At 71.1% G+C, this 18,388-nt stretch carries 18 protein-coding genes; 9 read left to right on the top strand and 9 right to left on the bottom strand.

The window, feature by feature from the left end:
* Window positions 1-10: 10 nt before the first annotated feature.
* A complete protein-coding gene (locus L0M17_RS17350; protein WP_241055659.1) occupies window positions 11-901 on the bottom strand; it encodes an SDR family oxidoreductase in 891 nt (296 codons plus the stop codon).
* Window positions 902-1,051: 150 nt separating this feature from the next.
* On the opposite strand from L0M17_RS17350, the gene L0M17_RS17345 reads away from it, so the two are divergent.
* Window positions 1,052-2,023 (top strand): DNA topoisomerase IB, encoded by a 972-nt coding sequence (locus L0M17_RS17345; protein WP_241055658.1) that lies wholly within the window; start codon window positions 1,052-1,054, stop codon window positions 2,021-2,023.
* 143 nt (window positions 2,024-2,166) lie between these two features.
* Here L0M17_RS17345 and L0M17_RS17340 read toward each other — a convergent pair whose 3' ends face one another.
* Window positions 2,167-2,520: a hypothetical protein gene (locus L0M17_RS17340; RefSeq protein ID WP_241055657.1), complete on the bottom strand. Its 354-nt coding sequence runs from the start codon at window positions 2,518-2,520 to the stop codon at window positions 2,167-2,169.
* A gap of 55 nt (window positions 2,521-2,575) precedes the next feature.
* Window positions 2,576-2,839: a GlsB/YeaQ/YmgE family stress response membrane protein gene (locus L0M17_RS17335; RefSeq protein ID WP_241055656.1), complete on the bottom strand. Its 264-nt coding sequence runs from the start codon at window positions 2,837-2,839 to the stop codon at window positions 2,576-2,578.
* A gap of 279 nt (window positions 2,840-3,118) precedes the next feature.
* Here L0M17_RS17335 and L0M17_RS17330 point away from each other — a divergent pair, with 279 nt between their 5' ends.
* Window positions 3,119-3,793, top strand: a complete 675-nt coding sequence (locus tag L0M17_RS17330; RefSeq protein WP_241055655.1) for an SDR family oxidoreductase — start codon at window positions 3,119-3,121, stop codon at window positions 3,791-3,793.
* Between the two features lie 370 nt (window positions 3,794-4,163).
* Here L0M17_RS17330 and L0M17_RS17325 read toward each other — a convergent pair whose 3' ends face one another.
* The 6 genes from L0M17_RS17325 to L0M17_RS17300 form a co-directional block, all read right to left on the bottom strand.
* The gene (locus tag L0M17_RS17325; protein ID WP_241055654.1) at window positions 4,164-5,276 is read right to left on the bottom strand and encodes a glycosyltransferase family 4 protein; all 1,113 of its coding nucleotides are present in this window, start codon (window positions 5,274-5,276) and stop codon (window positions 4,164-4,166) included.
* Window positions 5,273-5,707, bottom strand: coding sequence for a 6-pyruvoyl trahydropterin synthase family protein (locus tag L0M17_RS17320; protein WP_241055653.1), 435 nt, complete (start codon window positions 5,705-5,707; stop codon window positions 5,273-5,275). The genes L0M17_RS17325 and L0M17_RS17320 overlap by 4 nt, the downstream gene beginning before the upstream one ends.
* Window positions 5,685-6,740 carry a zinc-dependent alcohol dehydrogenase gene (locus tag L0M17_RS17315; RefSeq protein WP_241055652.1) on the bottom strand — a complete coding sequence of 352 codons (1,056 nt, stop codon included), beginning with the start codon at window positions 6,738-6,740 and terminating at the stop codon, window positions 5,685-5,687. The genes L0M17_RS17320 and L0M17_RS17315 overlap by 23 nt, the downstream gene beginning before the upstream one ends.
* Entirely contained in the window at window positions 6,737-7,198 is a 462-nt protein-coding gene (locus tag L0M17_RS17310) for a hypothetical protein (protein ID WP_241055651.1), read from the bottom strand. Before L0M17_RS17310 ends, L0M17_RS17315 begins: the two co-directional genes overlap by 4 nt.
* Window positions 7,195-9,561, bottom strand: coding sequence for a molybdopterin oxidoreductase family protein (locus L0M17_RS17305; protein ID WP_241055650.1), 2,367 nt, complete (start codon window positions 9,559-9,561; stop codon window positions 7,195-7,197). Before L0M17_RS17305 ends, L0M17_RS17310 begins: the two co-directional genes overlap by 4 nt.
* A 79-nt stretch (window positions 9,562-9,640) precedes the next feature.
* Window positions 9,641-10,615 (bottom strand): glycosyltransferase family 9 protein, encoded by a 975-nt coding sequence (locus tag L0M17_RS17300; RefSeq protein WP_308196893.1) that lies wholly within the window; start codon window positions 10,613-10,615, stop codon window positions 9,641-9,643.
* Window positions 10,616-10,757: 142 nt separating this feature from the next.
* On the opposite strand from L0M17_RS17300, the gene L0M17_RS17295 reads away from it, so the two are divergent.
* From L0M17_RS17295 to L0M17_RS17265, 7 genes are all read left to right on the top strand, one after another.
* Window positions 10,758-11,351, top strand: coding sequence for a D-glycero-alpha-D-manno-heptose-1,7-bisphosphate 7-phosphatase (locus tag L0M17_RS17295; protein ID WP_241055649.1), 594 nt, complete (start codon window positions 10,758-10,760; stop codon window positions 11,349-11,351).
* Window positions 11,348-12,376 carry a glycosyltransferase family 9 protein gene (locus tag L0M17_RS17290; RefSeq protein ID WP_241055648.1) on the top strand — a complete coding sequence of 343 codons (1,029 nt, stop codon included), beginning with the start codon at window positions 11,348-11,350 and terminating at the stop codon, window positions 12,374-12,376. Before L0M17_RS17295 ends, L0M17_RS17290 begins: the two co-directional genes overlap by 4 nt.
* Window positions 12,376-13,458 (top strand): glycosyltransferase, encoded by a 1,083-nt coding sequence (locus L0M17_RS17285; RefSeq protein WP_241055647.1) that lies wholly within the window; start codon window positions 12,376-12,378, stop codon window positions 13,456-13,458. The genes L0M17_RS17290 and L0M17_RS17285 overlap by 1 nt, the downstream gene beginning before the upstream one ends.
* A gap of 29 nt (window positions 13,459-13,487) precedes the next feature.
* Window positions 13,488-14,777, top strand: a complete 1,290-nt coding sequence (locus L0M17_RS17280; protein WP_443729162.1) for a glycosyltransferase — start codon at window positions 13,488-13,490, stop codon at window positions 14,775-14,777.
* Window positions 14,774-15,469 (top strand): D-sedoheptulose-7-phosphate isomerase, encoded by a 696-nt coding sequence (locus L0M17_RS17275; protein WP_241055646.1) that lies wholly within the window; start codon window positions 14,774-14,776, stop codon window positions 15,467-15,469. The genes L0M17_RS17280 and L0M17_RS17275 overlap by 4 nt, the downstream gene beginning before the upstream one ends.
* A gap of 1 nt (window position 15,470) precedes the next feature.
* On the top strand, window positions 15,471-16,853 hold the full coding sequence (locus tag L0M17_RS17270; protein ID WP_241055645.1) for a PfkB family carbohydrate kinase: 1,383 nt from the start codon (window positions 15,471-15,473) through the stop codon (window positions 16,851-16,853).
* Between the two features lie 107 nt (window positions 16,854-16,960).
* A complete protein-coding gene (locus L0M17_RS17265) occupies window positions 16,961-17,665 on the top strand; it encodes an SDR family oxidoreductase (protein ID WP_241056489.1) in 705 nt (234 codons plus the stop codon).
* Window positions 17,666-18,388: the final 723 nt, after the last annotated feature.

The raw sequence follows: 18,388 nt of genomic DNA, 5'->3' as shown, positions 1-18,388 counted from the left end.
TTCCTTTCTTCTAGAAGGGCTGTCCTCCTGTGACAGGGACGACGGCGCCTGAGATGTACGACGCCTCGTCCGAAGCGAGCAGAACGTAGGCGGGGGCGAGCTCGGCAGGCTGGGCGGGGCGGCCCAGCGGGCTGTCCTTGCCGAATTCCGGCACGTGGTCCGGCCAGCCTGTTGAGGGGATGAGGGGGGTCCATACGGGCCCGGGGGCGACGGCGTTGATCCGGATCCCCTTCTGACCGAGTTCCGGGGCGAGCGCCTTGACGAGCGCCACTTGCGCTGCCTTCGTCATGGCGTAGTCGAAGAGGCTCGGCGAGGGCTGGGCGGCCTGGATCGAGCTCGTGATGATGATGGACGCTCCGGGCTGAAGGTGCGGAAGCGCCGCGCGCAGGATCCAGAACTGGCTGTAGAGGTTCGTCTTGAGCACGCGGTCGAACTCGGCTGTCTCGACGGTGTCGATGCCGTCGCGCGCCTGCTGGTAGGCGGCGTTGAGCACGAGGACGTCGAGGCGGCCGAACTCGTCGAGGACGCGGCGGGGGAGTGAGGCGGCGTAGTCCTCGTCGCGGAGATCGCCGTCGAGCGTCAGGGCGCCGCGCCCCGCGTCCCGCACGATCGACGCCGTCGACTCTGCGTCCTCGCGCTCTTTCGGGAGGTGGGTGAGAGCCACGTCAGCCCCCTCGCGCGAGAACGCAATCGCAACGGCCCGCCCGATCCCGGAATCGCCGCCCGTGATGAGTGCCGCGCGGCCCTCGAGCCGCCCGTGCCCCTCGTAGGTCTGTTCGCCGTGATCCGGACTCGGCTCGGTCTCTGCGGTTGTTCCGGGCGCATCCTGGTCCTGGGGCGGCTTCTCGCTGGCCGGGTGGACTTCTTGGGGGTTGTCGGGTTCGTTCGTGCGGTCGGACATGCGTGCGGCCTCCGAGAATGGTGGAACGCGGACATGGACCAACGGCTTGATCCACGGCTCACGATACGCCCGGGTGCGGGGCCGCGGAACCCGCCGTGCAAGGACCGCGGAAAGTGGTTGAACCGCGGAAATCCGGGGTAAATGCGGCCAGTGGTCCGCACTCACAGATCCCTCCGCACCGCTTGGACGCGGCGCCGCGCGGGCCGTGGCTTCACCTATCTGGATGAGAACGGTGAGCGTCTCCCGCCGAGCGAGCTCGAGCGTGTCCGCTCACTCGCGATCCCGCCCGCGTGGCGGAACGTCAAGATCGCGGCCTCGCCCAAGGCGAAGCTGCAGGCCATGGGCGTCGACGCGGCGGGACGCACCCAGTACCTCTACAACGCCGCCTGGCGCGCTCGGCAGGAGGCCCGCAAGTTCGATCGGGCGCTCGCGCTCGCGCACAGGCTCCCGCACATTCGCCGCGCTGTGACGCGGGACCTGCGCGGCGATCGGGGGTCGCGTATTCAGGCCCTCGCGGCCGCGATCCGCCTTATCGACCGGGCTGGCGTGCGCGTGGGCAGCCGGCGCTACGCGCGAGAGAACGGCACGTTCGGCGTCACGACGATCCAACGCCGCCACATCAAGGTCCAGGAGGGGCGGATCGCGTTTGACTTTCCGGGCAAGTCCGGCAGCACGTGGCGCTTCCAACTGCGGGATTCGGATCTGGCCGCCTACCTCGAGAGCCTTCCGCGCCGGCGCGGGAGCCGGCCGGCGATGGGGTACGACGACGGCGGCTCCTTCCAGCGCATCGGCGCCTCCTCGGTCAACGAGTACCTCCGCGACATCGCGGGGATGGACGCGAGCGCGAAGGACCTCCGCACGTGGCGGGGGACCGCCGTCGCCGCTGCGTCCCTCGACGCGAGCCTCGCCGCAGGCCGGAACGCCGACGCCGCGTGGAAGAAGGCGATCGACGACGCCTCGAACTGGCTTAACAACACCCCGGCCGTCGCGCGGGGATCCTACGTCGACCCGTTGCTCCTTGAGGCCTACCGTGCAGGCCGGACCGCGAGGACGGATGCCGCCGTCGCGCGCCTGCTCACCGAGATGCGGGAGCGCAGCACGACATTGGCCCCGCGCGCGTGAGCGGCGGGGCCAACGTTGGGGGCTTCTTTCGGCGGCATGGATGACGGCGGGGCATGGATGACGGCGGGGGAAGCCCCAGCCTCCGCCCCGCCGCCTGTCTCTAGGATCCCGGGATTCCCGGCATCGGCTTATCCGTGGATCGCCTATCCGTGATCGGGGAAGTCGTCCGTCGTGCCCTGGTCGGCCTCGCCGTCCTTCGGCGCAAGGTACCGTTCCCCCTCGTCAGTGCTGACGACGTCGTACTCCTCGGCGACGGCTTCCATGGCCGCCTGGTCCGTCTCATTCGGTTCGCGGACGGGGCCGGGGTGCGGCGTTCGCTCCGCGTCGCCCCAGATCGCGCCGAGGCCCTTCGAACTCGGGGTGACCTCGTCGCGGGCGGGGACGTCGTCCTCTTCGGGCTCCCGGGCGACCGGCTTGCCGGGCTCCCCGTGATGCCGGTCGGCGCGGGTTTCCGCACCGAGGCGATCCTCGTCGAAGGGCTCATCGCGTTCCGTCATGTCAGACCTTTCATGTCCCTGATCACGTCTCTCGGATCAGGTGAGAACTTTTGGATCAGGTACGCGAACGGCGGGTCACTGCGCCGTAGATGAGGAGCACGATGACGGAGCCGACGATCGCGACGATCCACGTCTGGATGCTCCAGAAGTTCTGGAGGCCGACGCCGAACAGCGCCCCGCCGATCCAGCCGCCGAGGATGGCGCCGACGACGCCGAGCAGGAGGGTTATCAACCAGCCGCCGCCCTGCCGGCCGGGAAGCAGAGCCTTCGCGATCGCGCCGGCAATGAGGCCGAGAATGAGAAAAGCCAGAAAGCTCACAGTTCTCACCTTTCGTTGCGGGCCGGACTGTCATTCCGGCCCTGCTGCAACGCCTCTTACCCCACCCACCTGCCCCAAAACGCCCCGCGACACATTGCAGAAGGAGGTTATTTTCAGGGACGGCGGGGTAACGGCGGGGTGACGTGGGGAGGAATGTCCTCCGCATAACTAGCGTGTGGAATGCTGAATTATGATGTTGACCCTGCTTGCGGTGGAATGCCGAGAGCAGACATCCCTGACCGCACAGTCGTTGAGGCTGTTGACCGACGGAGTGGATCGATGCCTGCTAATGCCCGGCTCAGTGGCCGGCGCGTCCTGATCACCGGCGAAGACGAGATTCTGACGCAGAGGCTCGGCCGAGTCCTGACGTTCTCGGAGGCCGTGGTCGCGATCAATTCCGCCGAGGGCCCCGACAGCACCCGAATCGTGCGGGCCGCGGTGAGGGAGCTTGGCGGCGTCGACGTGCTCATCAATACCGGCCCGCCTTGGATTCCCGAAGAAGGGTCCAACCCTTGGGCGGTTCGGCGAGGCGTCGAAAAGGCCCTCCAGCGCTCGATGTCCATCCTCGTCACCGCCACCGAGGCGGCTCTTCCCGCGTTGAACGAGAGGGCCAGCATCATCAACACGGTCGCGTTCTCGACACCAGGGCTGCTCCTCACCCGTGGTCAGGAGGCCCTCGCCACCGCAGTTCTCGAGACCACTCAGGGCTGGGCACAGACGCTCGGCCCCCGCGGCATCCGCGTCAACGCTGTGGTCGGCGGCCCGCGGTGGGACCCTGACCTCGAGCCCCTTTTCGACCAAGAACACCACCACGAGCCGGCCATGACCGACTTCGAGGAGCTCGACGCGTTCGTCTACCTGGCGTCCGAGGAAGCGTGCCACGTCTCCGGCTCGGTGCTCGCCGTTGCACGACCTTTGGCCCCCGAGGAAGTGGGGCCCGGCTCCCGGGGTTGAGCCGGGTTTCCCAGTTTCGGGGCCGGGTTCCCCAGTTTCAGCGCCGCGTTCCCCAGTTTCGGGTCCGGCTTCCCCAACTTTTTATTCGCCCAAAGTCGCTCCAGCCGGCGTGTCGCCGAGAAATCCCGGCGAGTCGCGTCGTCGGCCGCTGAATCGTGGGGAGTTCGGCCCGAAAGGTGGGGAGTTCGGTGGGGAAGGTGGGGAGTTCGGTGGGGAAGGTGGGGAGTTCGGCGCGAAGGGTTGGGGAGTTGGGCGCGGAAGGTGGGGAGTTGGGCGCTGGCCGGCCCGAAGGGTGGGGAGTTGGGCGCGGAAGATGCGGAGTTGGGCGCTGGGCGGCCCGAAGGGTGGGGAGTTCGGTGCTAGGTCGGCGCTAGTCGTGGGGAGTTCGGGCGGACCCGACTCCTGCTGCGACCGCGGCCGCCGTGTCCGCCCACGTCGGGAGCGCCGGGCGCGCCGCTCGGGCCGCTGCCCCGAATGAGGCCCTCTTCTCGGCGTCGGTGAGCCACGTCCGCAGCAGTTCGCGGAGGACGCCGACGTCGCGCAGCTCGCCGACCGCGCCGGCCAGCCCCGCGCCGCCCGAGAGGGAGAGCGCGAGCGCCTCCTCCGCGCCCGTCCCGGCCGGGACGAACGCCGGCACCCCGTGGGCGAGGGACTCGACGACGGACATCCCGAAGGTTTCGTGCGCGCTGGGGAGGACGCTGAGGTCGGCGGCGTCCCACGCGGCGTCGAGCGCGGGGCCGCGCAGCTCCCCGGTGAGACGGACCCGCTCCGAGAGCTGGGGTGAGGCGGCCGCCTGCCGGACCGCGCGGGCGTACGCCCTGTCCGCCTGATCCGAGCCGACGAGCGAGGCGCTCCACGGGAGGTCGAGGAGGCCGTCGAGCGCCTCGAGGAAGACGAGCTGCCCCTTGGCCGGGAGCAGCGCTGCGACGCACACGAGATGCGGGGGCTTCGAACCCCGGGCCTGCGGAGCGCGGTCGACGCCGGGATGGGCGACGACGGCCTCGACGCCATAGCGCGCGACGAGGGTCGCCGCCGCGAACCGGCTCGGCGCGAAGGCCCCGGAGCACGCCTCGAGGGCGGCTCGCTCGAGCCCAGCGAGCCGGGCAGCCTCGGACGCGGCGACAGAGCGGGTTCCCACCGCGAGGTCCGCGAGCGAAACGTGCACAAGGAGCCAGACGGCCACGCCCCCACGCTCGGCCTGGGCGATCTCGTCCGGGCAGCCGAGGCCCACGAGACCGTCGACGATGACGACGCGGCCGGCGTCGCCCGCGAGGCCGAGCAGGAGGCTCGCGAGCCGCTCGCGGTCGGCGGCGCTTCCCTCGGGCCAGTCGCCCGTGAGGCTGTACGCGTGCACCGTGACCCCCGCGCCCCGGAGGGCGGCGATGAGGCGCTCGTTGTACACGCTGCCACCCGAGTTCCAGCCCAGCGGCGCCGCGGCGACGAAGTCGATGCGCGCTGGCATCTCGGGAGGCGAGGGCGTCACGGGAGTTCCAGGCTGTACCCCGCCCACGCGTCCGGGTTCTCACGGAGTACGACGGAGAGCCCGACGAGCCGGTCGCCGGCGCCTACAGCCCCAGCGCCTGCAGGCCCTGCGCCCGCAGCCCCGGCGAGAGCGTTCAGCCGCCCCGCGACATCCTCCGCGAGGTGCCGGGCGATGGCCTCGGTGGTCGAGAGCTTGCCCTCGAACGCCGGGTGCTCGTCGAGGTTCTGGTAGCGCAGGCCCTCGAGCGCCTCGCCGAGCACACCCGAGAGCGCGCCGATGTCCATGACGGTAGCGTTCTCGTCGAGCTCGCGCGCCCGCACGGTGAGTTCGACGACGAACGTCGCCCCGTGCAGCCCCTGGGCCGGCCCGAAGGCGGGCCGCGGCAGGCTGTGGGCGATCATGATGTGGTCACGGACGGTCAGCGAATACATGCTCTCCCTTTGCTGGCGGATACCGGATGACGTGGCACAGGCCGGTCTCGTTCCCCTCGGTTCCCGACTTCCCCGAGGCTAGCCCGTCCATGGCCTCGGGAAGGTCCTCGAAGTCGGTGGGACCCCCGAGAAACGCGTCGAAGACCGGGTCCTCGAGCAGCTCGAGGGCGAGCGCGAGTCGCTGGGCCGTGGTGCGCCGGTGCCGGCGGGGCAGCGCGACCTGGCCGACTTGGCTCGCCCGGAGGGAGAGCCTGCGCGCGTGAAAGTCGGCGCCGAGCGGGACGCTTACCGGCTGCTCGCCGTACCACGAGAGCTCGATGATCTCGCCGTCGTCCCCGACGAGCTCGAGGCACCGAGCGAGGCCGGGCGCGCTCGCCGAGCAGTGGACGACGACGTCGCAATCGTCGTGCGCCTCCTCCGGCGACGCGAAGTCGACCCCCAGCCGCTCCGCGAATGCCGCCTTCGTCGGGTCGGCGTCGACCGCCTCGAGCCGCGAGAGCGGGAAGCGGCGCAGGAGCGCGAGCACCGCGCCGCCCACGAGGCCGCAGCCGACGACGGCGACCCGGTCGCCGATGCGGGGGCTCGCTTCCCACAGTGCGTTGACCGCGGTCTCGACCGCTCCCGCGAGCACGGCCCGGTGCGCGGGCACGCCGTCGGGGACGACGGCGAGCTCGGCCGCGGGGACCACGTAGCGGTCCTGATGGGGGTACAGGCAGAAGACGGTGCGGCCCACGAGCTCGGCGGGGCCCTCCTCGACGACGCCGACCGAGAGGTATCCATACTTCACGGGGCACGGGAAGTGCCCCTCCTGATGCGGGGCCTGCATGAGGCCGGCCACACGCTCAGGGACGCGGTTGGCGTGGACGAGGCGTTCCGTGCCGCGGCTCAGGCCCGAGTACAGCGTCCGGACGAGGGCCTCGCCCTCGCGCGGCGGTTCCAGGGTCTCGCGCCGCAGTTCGCCCTGCCGCGGCCCGACGGTCCAGTATGCGGTTGCCGAGTAGTCCTTCAGAGCTTCGCCCCCACCTTCGCTCATCCCTTGAGCGCCAGAGCCTGGGGCGCGGCCTGCTTCATGCGCGTCTGGAGCCAGCGCAGCTGGCCCTGGAGCTGCTGGCTGCACTGCTGCACGGTCTCGTGGAGCTCCTTGTCGCGGAGCGCCTCGGCCGCCTGACCGACCATGGTCCACGATGAATGAGCGAGCGTCGCGAGGAGGTGCAGGTCCTGGAGGTCGCGAATGAGCCCGACGGGGCCGCTGCGCGTCTCGGACAGGGTGTCGGCGTGGAGGCGCTCGGGCTCGTCGTCGGCCTCGGCCTCGCCGTACCGCTCGATGATCGGGGCAAGCGCATGCACGTGGGCGTCGCACTGCCGGGCGAGCAGCTGGGTGAGTTCCCGGATGTCAGGCTCGTCGCCGTGCCCTTCGGCGACTTGGCGGTAGCTCTCCGCGAGGCTCTGCTCGGAACGATCGAGCAGGCCGAGGTAGACGGCGATCCTCATGCTTTGCCTCCCACGAGTTCCGGACCTATGACCTCGACCCGGACGGCCGCGGTCTTGAAGACGGGCTGCTTCGAGACGGGGTCCCACTCCGTGATCGTGAGCTCGTTGGCCGCCCGGGGCCTTCCGTCGGGAGTGCCGCCGACGTCCCAGTAGCCGTAGTGGAACGGTTCGAAGACCGTGCCCCGCGCCATCTTCTTGATCCGCAGCCGCGCGATGGCCTCGCCGCGCCGCGACGTCACGCGGAGGAAGTCGCCGTCGTCCGCCCCGAGTTGGGCGGCGTCCTCGGCGCACAGTTCGAACCACGCCTCGGGCGCGGCGCGCCGGAGTTCGGGTGCGCGGGCCGTCTTGGTGCGGGTGTGGAAGTGGTACACGGTGCGGCCGGTCGTGAAGTGGAACGGATACTCCTCATCCGGCACCTCTGCCGGCGGTACGACGTCCGCGGTCTTGAACCTGGCCCGGCCGTCGTAGCGCCCCGCCTTGACCGCCTGCGGACCGACGGTCGCGCCCGTGACGAGGTCATGGCCATACGTCTCGCAGTAGTCCGGCGCCGTCGGGAACACTCCGTCAGTGTAGAGCCGCACCGTGCCCTTTTCGGCCCCCTCGGGGAAAGGCCATTGGAGCCCGGTGTCGCCCCGCAGGCGCTCGTAGCTGAGCCCGGTGTAGTCGCAGGGGCGCCCGCGGGTACACTCTCGCCACGCGTTGAAGACCTCCTCGGGCGAGGTCCACGGGAGCAGCGGGGAGCCGTCGAGCCGGCGGAAGTCCATTCTGCGTGCGTAGTCGAGGAAGATGTCGAGGTCGCTGCGTGCCTCCCCGGGCGGCTCGACGGCCTTGTCCGAGAGGTGCACGGTGCGGTTGACGTTCGTGAACGTCCCCGTCTTCTCGCCCCAGCCCGCGGCGGGCAGCACGACGTCGGCCTCGCGTGCCGTCTCGTTCAGGTACAGGTCCTGGACGACGAGGAAGAGCTCGGGCTTGCGGAGGATGTCACGCATGCGGCCGAGGTTCGGCATCGAGACGGCGGGGTTCGTTGCGGAGATCCAGAGGAAGTTGATGGAGCCCTGCTCCGCGTAGCGGAAGATCTGGAGGGCGTGGGTGGGCGCAGCCCAGTGGGGAATGATCCCGGGGTCCACATCCCAGAGCTTCGCGAGCTCTTGGATGTGCTCGGGGTTCTCCCAATTGCGGAAGCCCGGCAGGTCGCCGTCGGCCCCGCATTCGCGGTTGTTCTGCGCCGTCGGCTGCCCGTTCATCTGGAGGACGCCGCAGCCGGGCTTCCCGAGCAGGCCGCGCAGGAGGTGGAGGTTGTTGACCTGGCACGAGGATGCAGTGGCCTGGGTGGACTGGTAGAAGCCCTGCAGGACGGTCGAGAGGACGCGCTGCGAGGTTCCGAAGATCTCGGCGGCGCGGCGGATGTCCGCGGCGTCGACGCCGCATCGTTCGGCGGCGGCCTCAGGCGTCCACGGTTCGATTGCCGCGGCAAGCTCGGAGAAGCCGGTCGTGTGCTCGGCGATGTAGTCGTCGTCGGTCCAGCCGTTCCGGATGACCTCGCGGATGAGCGCGTACATGAGCGGGAGGTTGGTGCCGGTCTTCACGGCAAGGTGGACGTCGGCCGCCTGGGCGACCGGGGTGACCCTCGGGTCGACGCACACGACAAGGGGCGGCTGCGGCCCCGCAAGGCGGTCGAGGACCCGTGCCCACAGCATCGTGTTGGTCTCGGCCATGTTGTGCCCGAACAGGAAGATCGCGTCGCAGTGCTCGATGTCCTCGTACGAGCCCGGCTGTCCGTCGGCCCCGAAGCTCTCCTTCAGGGCCTGCGCGGCGGTCGCGGTGCAGAGGCGCGTGTTGCCGTCCATGTGGGGCGTCCCGATGCCGGCCTTGCCGACGACAGCGAGGGCGTAGTACTCCTCGAGGAACAGCTGCCCGCTCGTGTAGAACGCGTGGCTGAGCGGCCCGCGCTCCTCGAGCAGCGCCTTGCTGCGCTCCACGATCCGCCCCATCGCCTCGTCCCAGCTCGCCTCGACGAGCTGGCCGCCCTTGCGCACGAGCGGCGTCCTGAGCCGGTCGGGGTTCGAGACGCCCTGCCAGCTCGCGTACAGGCCTTTCGGGCCGAGCCTGCCGTGATTGACGGCGTCGATCTCGCGTCCGCGGACGCCCACCATGCGTCCGTCCTTGACCGCGATGTCGCACCCGCAGCCGTTGCTGCAGAGGACGCACGCCGACTGCACCCACCGGTCGACGTCGGACTCTGTGAGACCCTCCGCGAGCTGGACGTCGACGCGGACGGGCCACTCCCCGCCCTGCTCGACGGGAGTTCGCCTGCCCCAGACGTCCTTGATGCGGTCCGGGACTTCCTCCACGCGATCAGGCACAGTCGTTCCTTCCCCTCGGCGTACCCCACCATGGGCGCCCTACCCGGCCAGCGTGAAGCAAAACGATCTGGCAGCGGCGCTACGGCGCGGCGAGGTGCCTCGGCTCCTGGGCCGTCCCGCGCTCCTCGAGGCGGGCGACGGCGTCGAGCACGTGCCCGGGCCACACCGCGAGCATCGCTGGGTCGGGGAGGTCCGCGAACGGGTCGCCGTGCCGCACGGCCGGGTCGGTGAGCACGACGTGGGGGCCGTCCTCGGGCGGCCCCCACTGCTCGGGGGTCGCGGGCCCGAAGATGACGACGGACGGCGTCCCGTACGCCGTCGCGATGTGCCCCGCGGACGTGTCGGCGGTGACGACGAGGCGGGCCGCGGCGACCGCTGCGAAGAATTCGGAGAGGTTCCAGCGGCCGGCGACGACGGCGGAGTCCGGCAGGCCGGCGCCGCGGGCGACGGCGGTGGCCCGGCCCCGGTCTTCCTCACCGCCGGTCAGGAGCACGTCGTGGCCCTGGAGTCGGAGCTCGTGGGCGACGCCGGCAAACCGCTCGACCGGCCAGCGCCGGCTCCCGTAGGCGGCCCCGACGTGGAGGAGCGTCGCGCCCTCGACCGGTGCCGAGACCTCGGGCGGGAACAGGCGGTAGTCGTCGGGCCGCCCGGGCAGCCCGTGCCAGTTCAGGAGGCGCACCCACCGCTCGCGCTCATGGAGCGTGTCGTCCCACTCGGGGCCGGCCCACCCCGGGGCCCGGTGGCCGATGCGGTGCTCAGGGGCGAGCTCCTCGAGCCGGGTCCGGCTCTCGACGCCCTTCCCGTGGAAGTTCACGGCGACGTCCACCCTCCCCGTGTAGGGGATGGGGCCGTCGAGGCCCGGGGTCGGGAGGTGCCGGTTGATGCCGCCCACGAGCGGAATGACCGGCTCGAGCCACTTCGGTGCCGCGAGCACGAGCTCGTGGTCGGGGAACCCCGCGCGCAGGCCACGCAGGCCCGGCACGGAGACGAGCAGGTCACCGAGCTTGAGCGCTCGGAGCACCAGTAGGACGGGTCGTTCTGAACCCGCTGTCACGGCGGCCTCCATCATCGAAAGCGACAATGCCCTTGGCTTGAGCGAATCGAAATTCCTCCGCTTGGCCGGGGAGCGGTCTCGGAGGAGAAGCTGCAGGAGAAAAGAAAGTTTATTGTAGCTTCTCCCGGGGCAGATTCCCGTCATGGAAGCAGACCGTCTTGACCAGCCACGGACGCCACTCCCGGCCGCCGTGCTCTTCGACCGGGACGGTACCCTCGTGGACGACGTCCCGTACAACAGAGACCCGCGAAAGGTCCGCCCGGTGCCCGGCGCAGCCGAGGCACTGGCTCAGCTGCGTGCTGCCGGCGTGCGGACGGGGGTCGTCACGAACCAGTCCGGTGTGGGGCGCGGCATGATGGGCTCCGTCGACGTCTACCGGGTCAATCGGCGGGTGGACGACCTGCTCGGGCCGTTCGACGTGTGGCGCGTGTGCCCCCACCATCCTGAGCAGGGCTGCAGGTGCCGCAAGCCGCGGCCCGGCCTGATCCTCTCGGCGTGCCGGGCGCTCCGGGTTGCGCCGGCAGACGTTGTCGTCGTGGGGGATATCGGCTCCGACATGGAGGCCGCCCAGCGCGCCGGAGCGCGTGGCATCCTCGTCCCGACGCCCGTGACCCTCCCCGAGGAAGTCGAGGCCGCGCCCGTCGTCGCCCCCGACCTGCTCTCCGCCGTCCTCTTCGCCTTGGGCGAGTCGCTTGAGGAGTCCCTCGAAACTGCCAGCGCGGGGAATGGGCCGTGAGGCGAGTCCTCGTCGCGCGGCTCGACAGCCTCGGAGACGTCGTGCTCTCCGGGCCAGCGATCCGTGCGGTCGCTGCCCACGCCGAGGTTGTCCTCCTGACCGGCCCCCGCGGGGCGGCAGTCGCGTCGATGCTCCCTGGGGTCAACGAGCACCTCGTGTGGGACTGCCCGTGGATCGCCAACCCGGCCCCTCCCGTCACGCCGCGGCGCGTGCGCCGACTCGAGCGGCTCCTCGACCACGCCGGGATCGATGAGGCGGTCATCCTCACGTCCTTCCACCAGTCGGCGCTCCCGCTCGCGTTCGAGCTGCGCCTCAGCGGCGTCCAGCGCATCACCGCGCTCTCGGAGGACTACCCGGGGAGCCTCCTGGACGTGCGGCTCACGAGCCGCGACCTCCCGTGGGAGCTCCACGAGGTCGACCGTGCGCTGGGCATCGCCGCGGCGGCGGGCTTCGCGCTTCCCGCGGACGACGACGGCCTGCCCGCCCTCGTGCCTCAGCCGAGGACGTCGTTGCGCCCCTCGGGCGAATACGTCGTGGTCCACCCTGGTGCGGACGCCCCCGCGAGGACGTGGCCCCCCGAGCACGCGGCCGAGCTCGTCTCAATGCTCGCTGCCGACGGCTTCCGCGTCGTCGTCACCGGGAACGATACGGAGCGGGAACTGACCGCCCGGGTTGCAGGCTCCCACGGGATCGACGCCGGCGGCGCGACTGACCTCCGGGGCCTCGTCGACCTCCTCGCCGGAGCGAGCGCCGTCGTCGCCGGGAACACCGGCCCCGCACACCTGGCCGCGGCGGTGCGAACGCCCGTCGTAAGCCTCTTCTCTCCCGTCGTCGCGGCCGGGACGTGGGCCCCCCGAGGGTCCGCCGTCGAGGTCCTCGGCGACCAGTCGGCCGCCTGTGCCGGCTCGCGTGCGCGCATCTGCCCGGTGCCGGGGCATCCGTGCCTCGCGGGGGTCACCCCGCACGAGGTGCTCCGCGCCGTCGAACGACTCGTCTCCCACAACACGAAGGCGGTGCCCGTCTGATGCGGATCCTTCTCTGGCATGTCCACGGCGGCTGGACCGACGGCTTCGTCCGCGGAGAGCACGAATACGTGCTCCCGGTCGACGCCGAGCGGTCCGCGTGGGGCTTGGGCCGCGGCGGCCGGGACTGGCCGAACACGGCCGAGGTTCCGCTCGAGGAGCTCGCGTCCATCGCTGACACGCTCGACGCCGTCGTGCTCCAACGGCCGGACGAGGCGAAGCGGGTGCACGAACTCACGGGCCTGCGCCCGGGGACCGACCTACCTGCGGTCTACCTCGAGCACAACATTCCGAAGGGCGCCGTGCCCGAGACGCGCCATCCGCTCGCGGATCAGGGCGAGATCCCGATCGTCCACGTGACGCACTTCAACGCCCTCATGTGGGACAGCGGCAAGGCGCCGGCCTACGTCGTCGAGCACGGCGTCGTCGACCCGGGGCTCTGCTACACGGGCGAGCTCGAGCGGCTCGGCGTCGTCGTCAACGAACCCGTTCGGCGCTGGCGCGTGGCGGGAACCGACCTGCTCGGCGGCTTCGCCGACGTGGCCCCGCTCGATGTCTACGGCATGGGCGGCGACGGCCTGGTCGAGGCCACCGGGATCGACGCGGCGCGCCTGCGGTGGGCCGGCGACGTCCCGACCGCCCGCCTCCACGCCGAGCTGGCCCACCGGAGGGCGTACCTGCACCCGTTCCGCTGGACCTCGCTTGGGCTCGCGCTCATCGAGGCGATGATGGCGGGCCTGCCCGTCGTCGCGCTCGGCTCCACCGAGGCCTGGCGCGCGGTCCCCCCAGCCGCCGGCTGCGTGAGCTCGGACGTCCGCGAACTCGCGGCCGCGGCCCGACGCTTCATCGCCGAGCCCTCCGCGGCCCGCGAAGCCGGGCTCGCCGCCAGGGAGGCCGCACTGGCCCGCTACAGCCTGCCCCGGTTCCTCGCCGACTGGGACGAGGTCCTCGCCGACGTGCGGGGTGAGCCCTTGGCGACCGCGGGCGCAGCGACCGCGGGTGCAGCGACCGTTGGCGCGGGCGCCCAACAGACTTCTTCGACCCGACCTGAGGCTCCGACAGTTCCGCGAGGGACATTCCTGTGAGGGACCGTTCGATGAGGAGAGAGAGCACAATGAGAATCTCGATGGTGTCCGAACACGCCAGTCCGCTCGCCACCGTGGGTGGAGTTGATGCGGGTGGGCAGAACGTGCACGTGGCCGAGCTCTCGGCCGCCCTCGTGCGACGGGGCCATGACGTCACCGTCTTCACCCGGCGCGACAGCGAGCGGCTCCACTGGGAGCAGACGCTCCCCAACGGCGTCCGGCTCGTCAACGTCGATGCCGGGCCCGCCCGGGCCGTGCCGAAGGACAAGCTCCTGCCGTACATTCCCGCGTTCGCCGAGCAGCTCGCGAACTACTGGACGGACAACCCGCCGAACATCGTCCACGGGCACTTCTGGATGTCCGGAATAGCGTGCATCGAGGCGGTCGGGAAGCTCCAGAAGCAGCTCCTTCCGCCGCCCGTCGTCGCCGAGACGTTCCACGCGCTCGGCGTCGTGAAGCGGCGGCACCAAGGCACGGACGACACGAGCCCGGCCGAGCGCGAATTCCTCGAGCCCTGGGTAGCGCGCAGCGTGGACCGCGTCATCGCGACGTGCCCGGACGAGGCGTTCGAGCTCCGGCAGCTCGGCGTGAACCGGCGGCGGATCTCGGTCGCGCCGTGCGGCGTCGACGTCGAGAAGTTCACGCCGGACGGTCCGGCGCGCGCCCGCGGCAAGCGGCTCCGCCTCGCCGTCGTCGGGCGGCTTGTGCCGCGCAAGGGCGTCGACATCGTGGTCTCCGCGCTTGCACTGCTCGCCGCCTCCGGGCGGCGGGACGTCGAACTCCTCGTGGTCGGCGGCACGAGCGGCAAGGACCGCATCGCGTCCGACCCCGAGGCACGCAGGCTCCGCGAACTCGCCGAGTCCCTCGGCGTGGGCGGCCAGGTCATCTTCGTCGGCCAGGTCCCGCGCGACGAGATGCCCGAACTGTTCCGGAGCCTCGACGCCGTCGTCTGCACGCCCTGGTACGAACCGTTCGGGATCGTCCCGCTCGAGGCCATGGCGTGTGGCGTCCCTGTCATCGTCTCCGCCGTCGGCGGGCTCCAGGAATCGGTTGTCGACGGCGTCACCGGAATTCACGTGCCGCCCAAGCACCCGGCCGCGCTCGCCGACGCGATCGCGATCCTCGCCGACGACCCCGAGCTGCGGGCCCGCTTCGGCGCGGCAGGGGTCGAGCGGACCCGAACACGCTACACATGGGACCGGGTCGCATCCGACACGGAGAGGATCTACCGCGCCATGCTCGATCATTGGGAGGAACCCGAAGCCGATGTGGCGGCGTCCAGGAGCCGTCTTCGGCGAGTCGGAGAGGGGGCTCGATGAAGACGACCCGCGTGCTCCGCGAACAGTCCCTCACGGCCACACCCGCCGGAGGACTCACCGCTATCCGCTCCGGCGGCCCCCTCGGCCCCGCCGGGTTCCGCGTGCTCCCTCACGATCAGCTCTCGGACGGCGTCCTCGAGCACATCGAGGACGCGAGCCAGGCGCTTGACTCGCTGCGGCTGCAGTCTGCCGTCCTCGCGCGCTGGGCGCAGACCCTCGCGCATCGGCTCGCCTCGGGCGGTCGCCTCCTCGCGGCCGGCAACGGGGGCTCCGCCGCCGAGGCGCAGCACCTCACCGCGGAGCTCGTCGGGAGGTACGACGGCGAGCGGCGGCCCTTCTCGGCGATCGCCCTCCACGGCGACACCTCGGCGATGACCGCGATCGGCAACGACTACGGGTACGACGAGGTGTTCGCCCGTCAGGTGCGCGCTCACGCTCGGCCCGGCGACGTCGTCGTCCTGCTCTCCACGAGCGGCAAGAGCCCCAACCTCGTCGCGGCAGCCCAAGCCGCACACGAGGTCGGCGCGCTCAGCTGGGCCCTCACCGGTCCTGGGCCCAACCCGCTCTCGGCCGCCGTCGACGAGGCCCTCACGCTCGAGGGGCGCAACTGCCACGTCCAGGAAGCTCAGCTGATCGCCATCCACGCCCTGTGCGAGTGCTTCGACGCGTGCGTGGCGGAAGAGGAGGACTGATATGAAGATTGCCGTTGTCGGCGACACCCTGCTCGATATCGACCTCGTCGGCCACGCCGAGCGGCTCTGCCCCGACGCCCCCGTGCCCGTCCTCGACGTCGACGACCGCCTCGAGCGCGCAGGCGGCGCAGGGCTCGTCGCGACGCTCCTTGCAGACGACGGCCACGAAGTCGACCTCGTCACCGCGCTCGCGGACGACGACGCCGCGGCCCGCCTCCGCGCGCTGCTGGGGCCGGTCCGCGTCCACGCAGCCCCGCTGGGGGCGCCGACTCCGGTGAAGATGCGCCTCACGGCAAGCGGCCAGAGGATCGCTCGCGTGGACGAGGGGTGTGCGACGCCCCCCTACCCGGAGGTGGACTTCGCGCTGCTGTCCGTGCTCGAGGAGGCGGACGCCGTCGTCGTCGCCGACTACGGGCGCCGCTTCATGAGCGTGCCCACGGTCCGCGCGGCCCTGGAGACCGTCGCGCGGCGCGTCCCCGTCGTGTGGGACCCGCATCCCCGCGGGGCGCGCCCCATCTCGGGCGCCGCGGCGGTGACGCCGAACCTGTCAGAGCTGCTCACGTTCTCGGGCCGCGAGGTCGACGAACCAGGCGCCGTCGCCGTCGCCGCAGGCCGCCTGCGGCAGCGGTGGGGGTCGAAGGCCGTGGTCGTGACGCTCGGCGAGCGGGGTGCGCTCGTGTGCGCGCCCGACGGCGACACCCACGTCGCGGTGCCCTCTGCCGGCCTGCGGATCGAGGACCCGTGCGGCGCGGGCGACCGCTTTGCGTCGTCGCTCGCCATCGCGCTCGCCCACGGTGAGCCGCTCGGAGCCGCGACCGAGGGGGCCGTCGCGACGGCCGCCGCGTTCCTTGCGGCCGGCGGCGTCGCGTCCCTGCGCCGGGGAGGCCAGCCCGGGTTCCCGGAAGCGGAGGGGACCGGCGCCGCGTCGGAATCGTCCGCCGTCGCCCTCGCACGGCGTGTCCGGGCCGCGGGGGGAACCGTTGTCGCTGCGGGCGGTTGTTTCGACCTCCTGCACGCGGGGCACCTCCACCTCCTGCAGGCGGCGCGGGCCTTGGGCGACTGCCTCATCGTGTGCCTCAACTCGGACGACTCGATCCGACGGCTCAAGGGCCCCGAACGGCCCGTCATGAACGAGCACGACCGCGCCGAGCTGCTTCAGGCCCTGAGCTGCGTGGACGCCGTCGAGATCTTCACCGAGGACACGCCCGAGGCCGTGCTCGCAACCCTGCGTCCCCATGTGTGGGTCAAGGGCGCGGACTACAACCCCGACGATCTCCCCGAGTCGAAGCAGCTCCGTTCGTGGGGCGGCGAGGTCGTGACCGTGCCGCTTCAGCCCGGACGCTCGACGACGGGTCTCGCCGCGGCAATCGCAAGCCTGGGCTAGCAGAGGCCTCGGCTGGGGAACGCCTCGGCTGGTAAACGCCTCGGCTGGTAAATGACAGAGAGAGGAACGAATAGATGACGCAAAGCATGGACACCATCCCGGAGACGATGACCGATCAGAGTCACCCCCTCAAGGGTGCGCGCGTCCTCGTCACGGGCGGCGCCTCGGGGCTCGGCGCCGCCGTGGTCGAGGCGCTCGTCGCCGAGGGCGCTCTCCCGCTCGTGCTCGACCGCCAGGCTGTCGAGGCGCCCGCGCGTGGCTGGGTCGTGGACCTCTCGGGACGCGAGGCTGCTGAGGCTGCCGTCGCACAGGTGGCCGAGGAGGCCGGGGGAATCGACGCGATCGTGTGTGCGGCGGGCATCGACCGCTGCGGCGAGCTCAACGAGGTCCCTGCCGAGGAGTGGGAGAAGGTGATCTCGGTCAACCTGCTCGGCACGGCCGCCGTCGTCCGCGCGGCGCTCCCGCACCTCCTGCGCAGCCACGGGCGGGTCGTCACGGTGGCCTCGACGCTCGGACTGCGCGGCGCCGGAGGGGCGACAGCCTACTGCGCCTCGAAGTTCGGCGTGATCGGCTTCACCCGGGCTCTCGCGGCCGAGCTCAAGGGGCGGGTCGGGGTCACGACGCTCATCCCCGGCGGCATGGACACCGCGTTCTTTGACGACCGGCCCGAGGAGTACAAGCCCCACGACCGGACCAACCTCAACCGGCCCTCGGACACCGCCCGCTCGGTGATCTTCGCGCTCTCGCAGCCGCGCGGGTGCGAGGTGCGGGAGCTCCTCGTGATGGGCTCGATGGAAGACTCCTGGCCGTAAAGCCCCCGAGGGGGCCGGGTAGTCCGGCGCCCCGGGTAGTCGGGCGCGCTGGTGGTTTGGCGAACCCGAGTACAGCGCCGCCGAGACCCGACCTAACAGACCAGACCCGACCTAACGGACGAGACCACAGGGGATTACCTGTGGTCTCGTCCGTTTGGCTGCGCTCTCGCGGGAGACCAAGGGGGATTACCTGTGGTCTCGTCGAGGCCGAGCAGGATTGCCTACGGTCTCGTCCGATAGCTGTGGTTTCGTCACAGATGGACAGTGACCCGCGAAGCGCGAGGGTGCACGTTTGCCGCGAGAGCGTAGGTTTGCGACGAGAGCGTAGGTTTGCAGCGAGAGCCGACGTTTGGAAGCGGAGAAACGTACGCATTGACACCAAACCCGCGCCTTCGTGCAAAACCTCCGCCTTCGGTGCGCGGCGGCCCGCTGCTGGGTCCGTGAGCTGCGCGACCCGAGCTGCAGACGAGACCACGTCTGACGAGACCCGACCTAACGGACGCGACCTATTCGACGAGACCCGACCTAACGGACGAGACCACAGGGGATTACCTGTGGTCTCGTCCGTTTGGCTGCGCTCTCGCGGGAGACCGAGGGGGATTACCTGTGGTCTCGGCGAAACCGAGCAGGATTGCACACGGTCTCGGCGAGACCGTGTGGGATTACCCGTGGCCTCGTCCGATAGCTGGGGTTTCGGGGAGAGGGGAGAGGGCCCTGGGGCGA

This window comes from Sinomonas terrae (genome assembly GCF_022539255.1).
In the GTDB taxonomy this organism is placed as follows: Bacteria; Actinomycetota; Actinomycetes; order Actinomycetales; family Micrococcaceae; genus Sinomonas; species Sinomonas terrae.
The sequence above is the reverse complement of the archived record's forward strand: the minus strand, read 5'-3'. Positions and strand labels throughout refer to the sequence as shown.

What these genes read in the sequence shown, in the direction of transcription:
- L0M17_RS17350 (WP_241055659.1), bottom strand. Translation starts at nt 901, where the DNA reads ATGTCCGACCGCACGAACGAACCCGACAACCCCCAAGAAGTCCACCCG.
- L0M17_RS17340 (WP_241055657.1), bottom strand. Translation starts at nt 2,520, where the DNA reads ATGACGGAACGCGATGAGCCCTTCGACGAGGATCGCCTCGGTGCGGAA.
- L0M17_RS17330 (WP_241055655.1), top strand. Translation starts at nt 3,119, where the DNA reads ATGCCTGCTAATGCCCGGCTCAGTGGCCGGCGCGTCCTGATCACCGGC.
- L0M17_RS17320 (WP_241055653.1), bottom strand. Translation starts at nt 5,707, where the DNA reads ATGTATTCGCTGACCGTCCGTGACCACATCATGATCGCCCACAGCCTG.
- L0M17_RS17315 (WP_241055652.1), bottom strand. Translation starts at nt 6,740, where the DNA reads ATGAGCGAAGGTGGGGGCGAAGCTCTGAAGGACTACTCGGCAACCGCA.
- L0M17_RS17310 (WP_241055651.1), bottom strand. Translation starts at nt 7,198, where the DNA reads ATGAGGATCGCCGTCTACCTCGGCCTGCTCGATCGTTCCGAGCAGAGC.
- L0M17_RS17295 (WP_241055649.1), top strand. Translation starts at nt 10,758, where the DNA reads ATGGAAGCAGACCGTCTTGACCAGCCACGGACGCCACTCCCGGCCGCC.
- L0M17_RS17285 (WP_241055647.1), top strand. Translation starts at nt 12,376, where the DNA reads ATGCGGATCCTTCTCTGGCATGTCCACGGCGGCTGGACCGACGGCTTC.
- L0M17_RS17280 (WP_443729162.1), top strand. Translation starts at nt 13,488, where the DNA reads ATGAGAATCTCGATGGTGTCCGAACACGCCAGTCCGCTCGCCACCGTG.
- L0M17_RS17275 (WP_241055646.1), top strand. Translation starts at nt 14,774, where the DNA reads ATGAAGACGACCCGCGTGCTCCGCGAACAGTCCCTCACGGCCACACCC.
- L0M17_RS17270 (WP_241055645.1), top strand. Translation starts at nt 15,471, where the DNA reads ATGAAGATTGCCGTTGTCGGCGACACCCTGCTCGATATCGACCTCGTC.
- L0M17_RS17265 (WP_241056489.1), top strand. Translation starts at nt 16,961, where the DNA reads ATGACCGATCAGAGTCACCCCCTCAAGGGTGCGCGCGTCCTCGTCACG.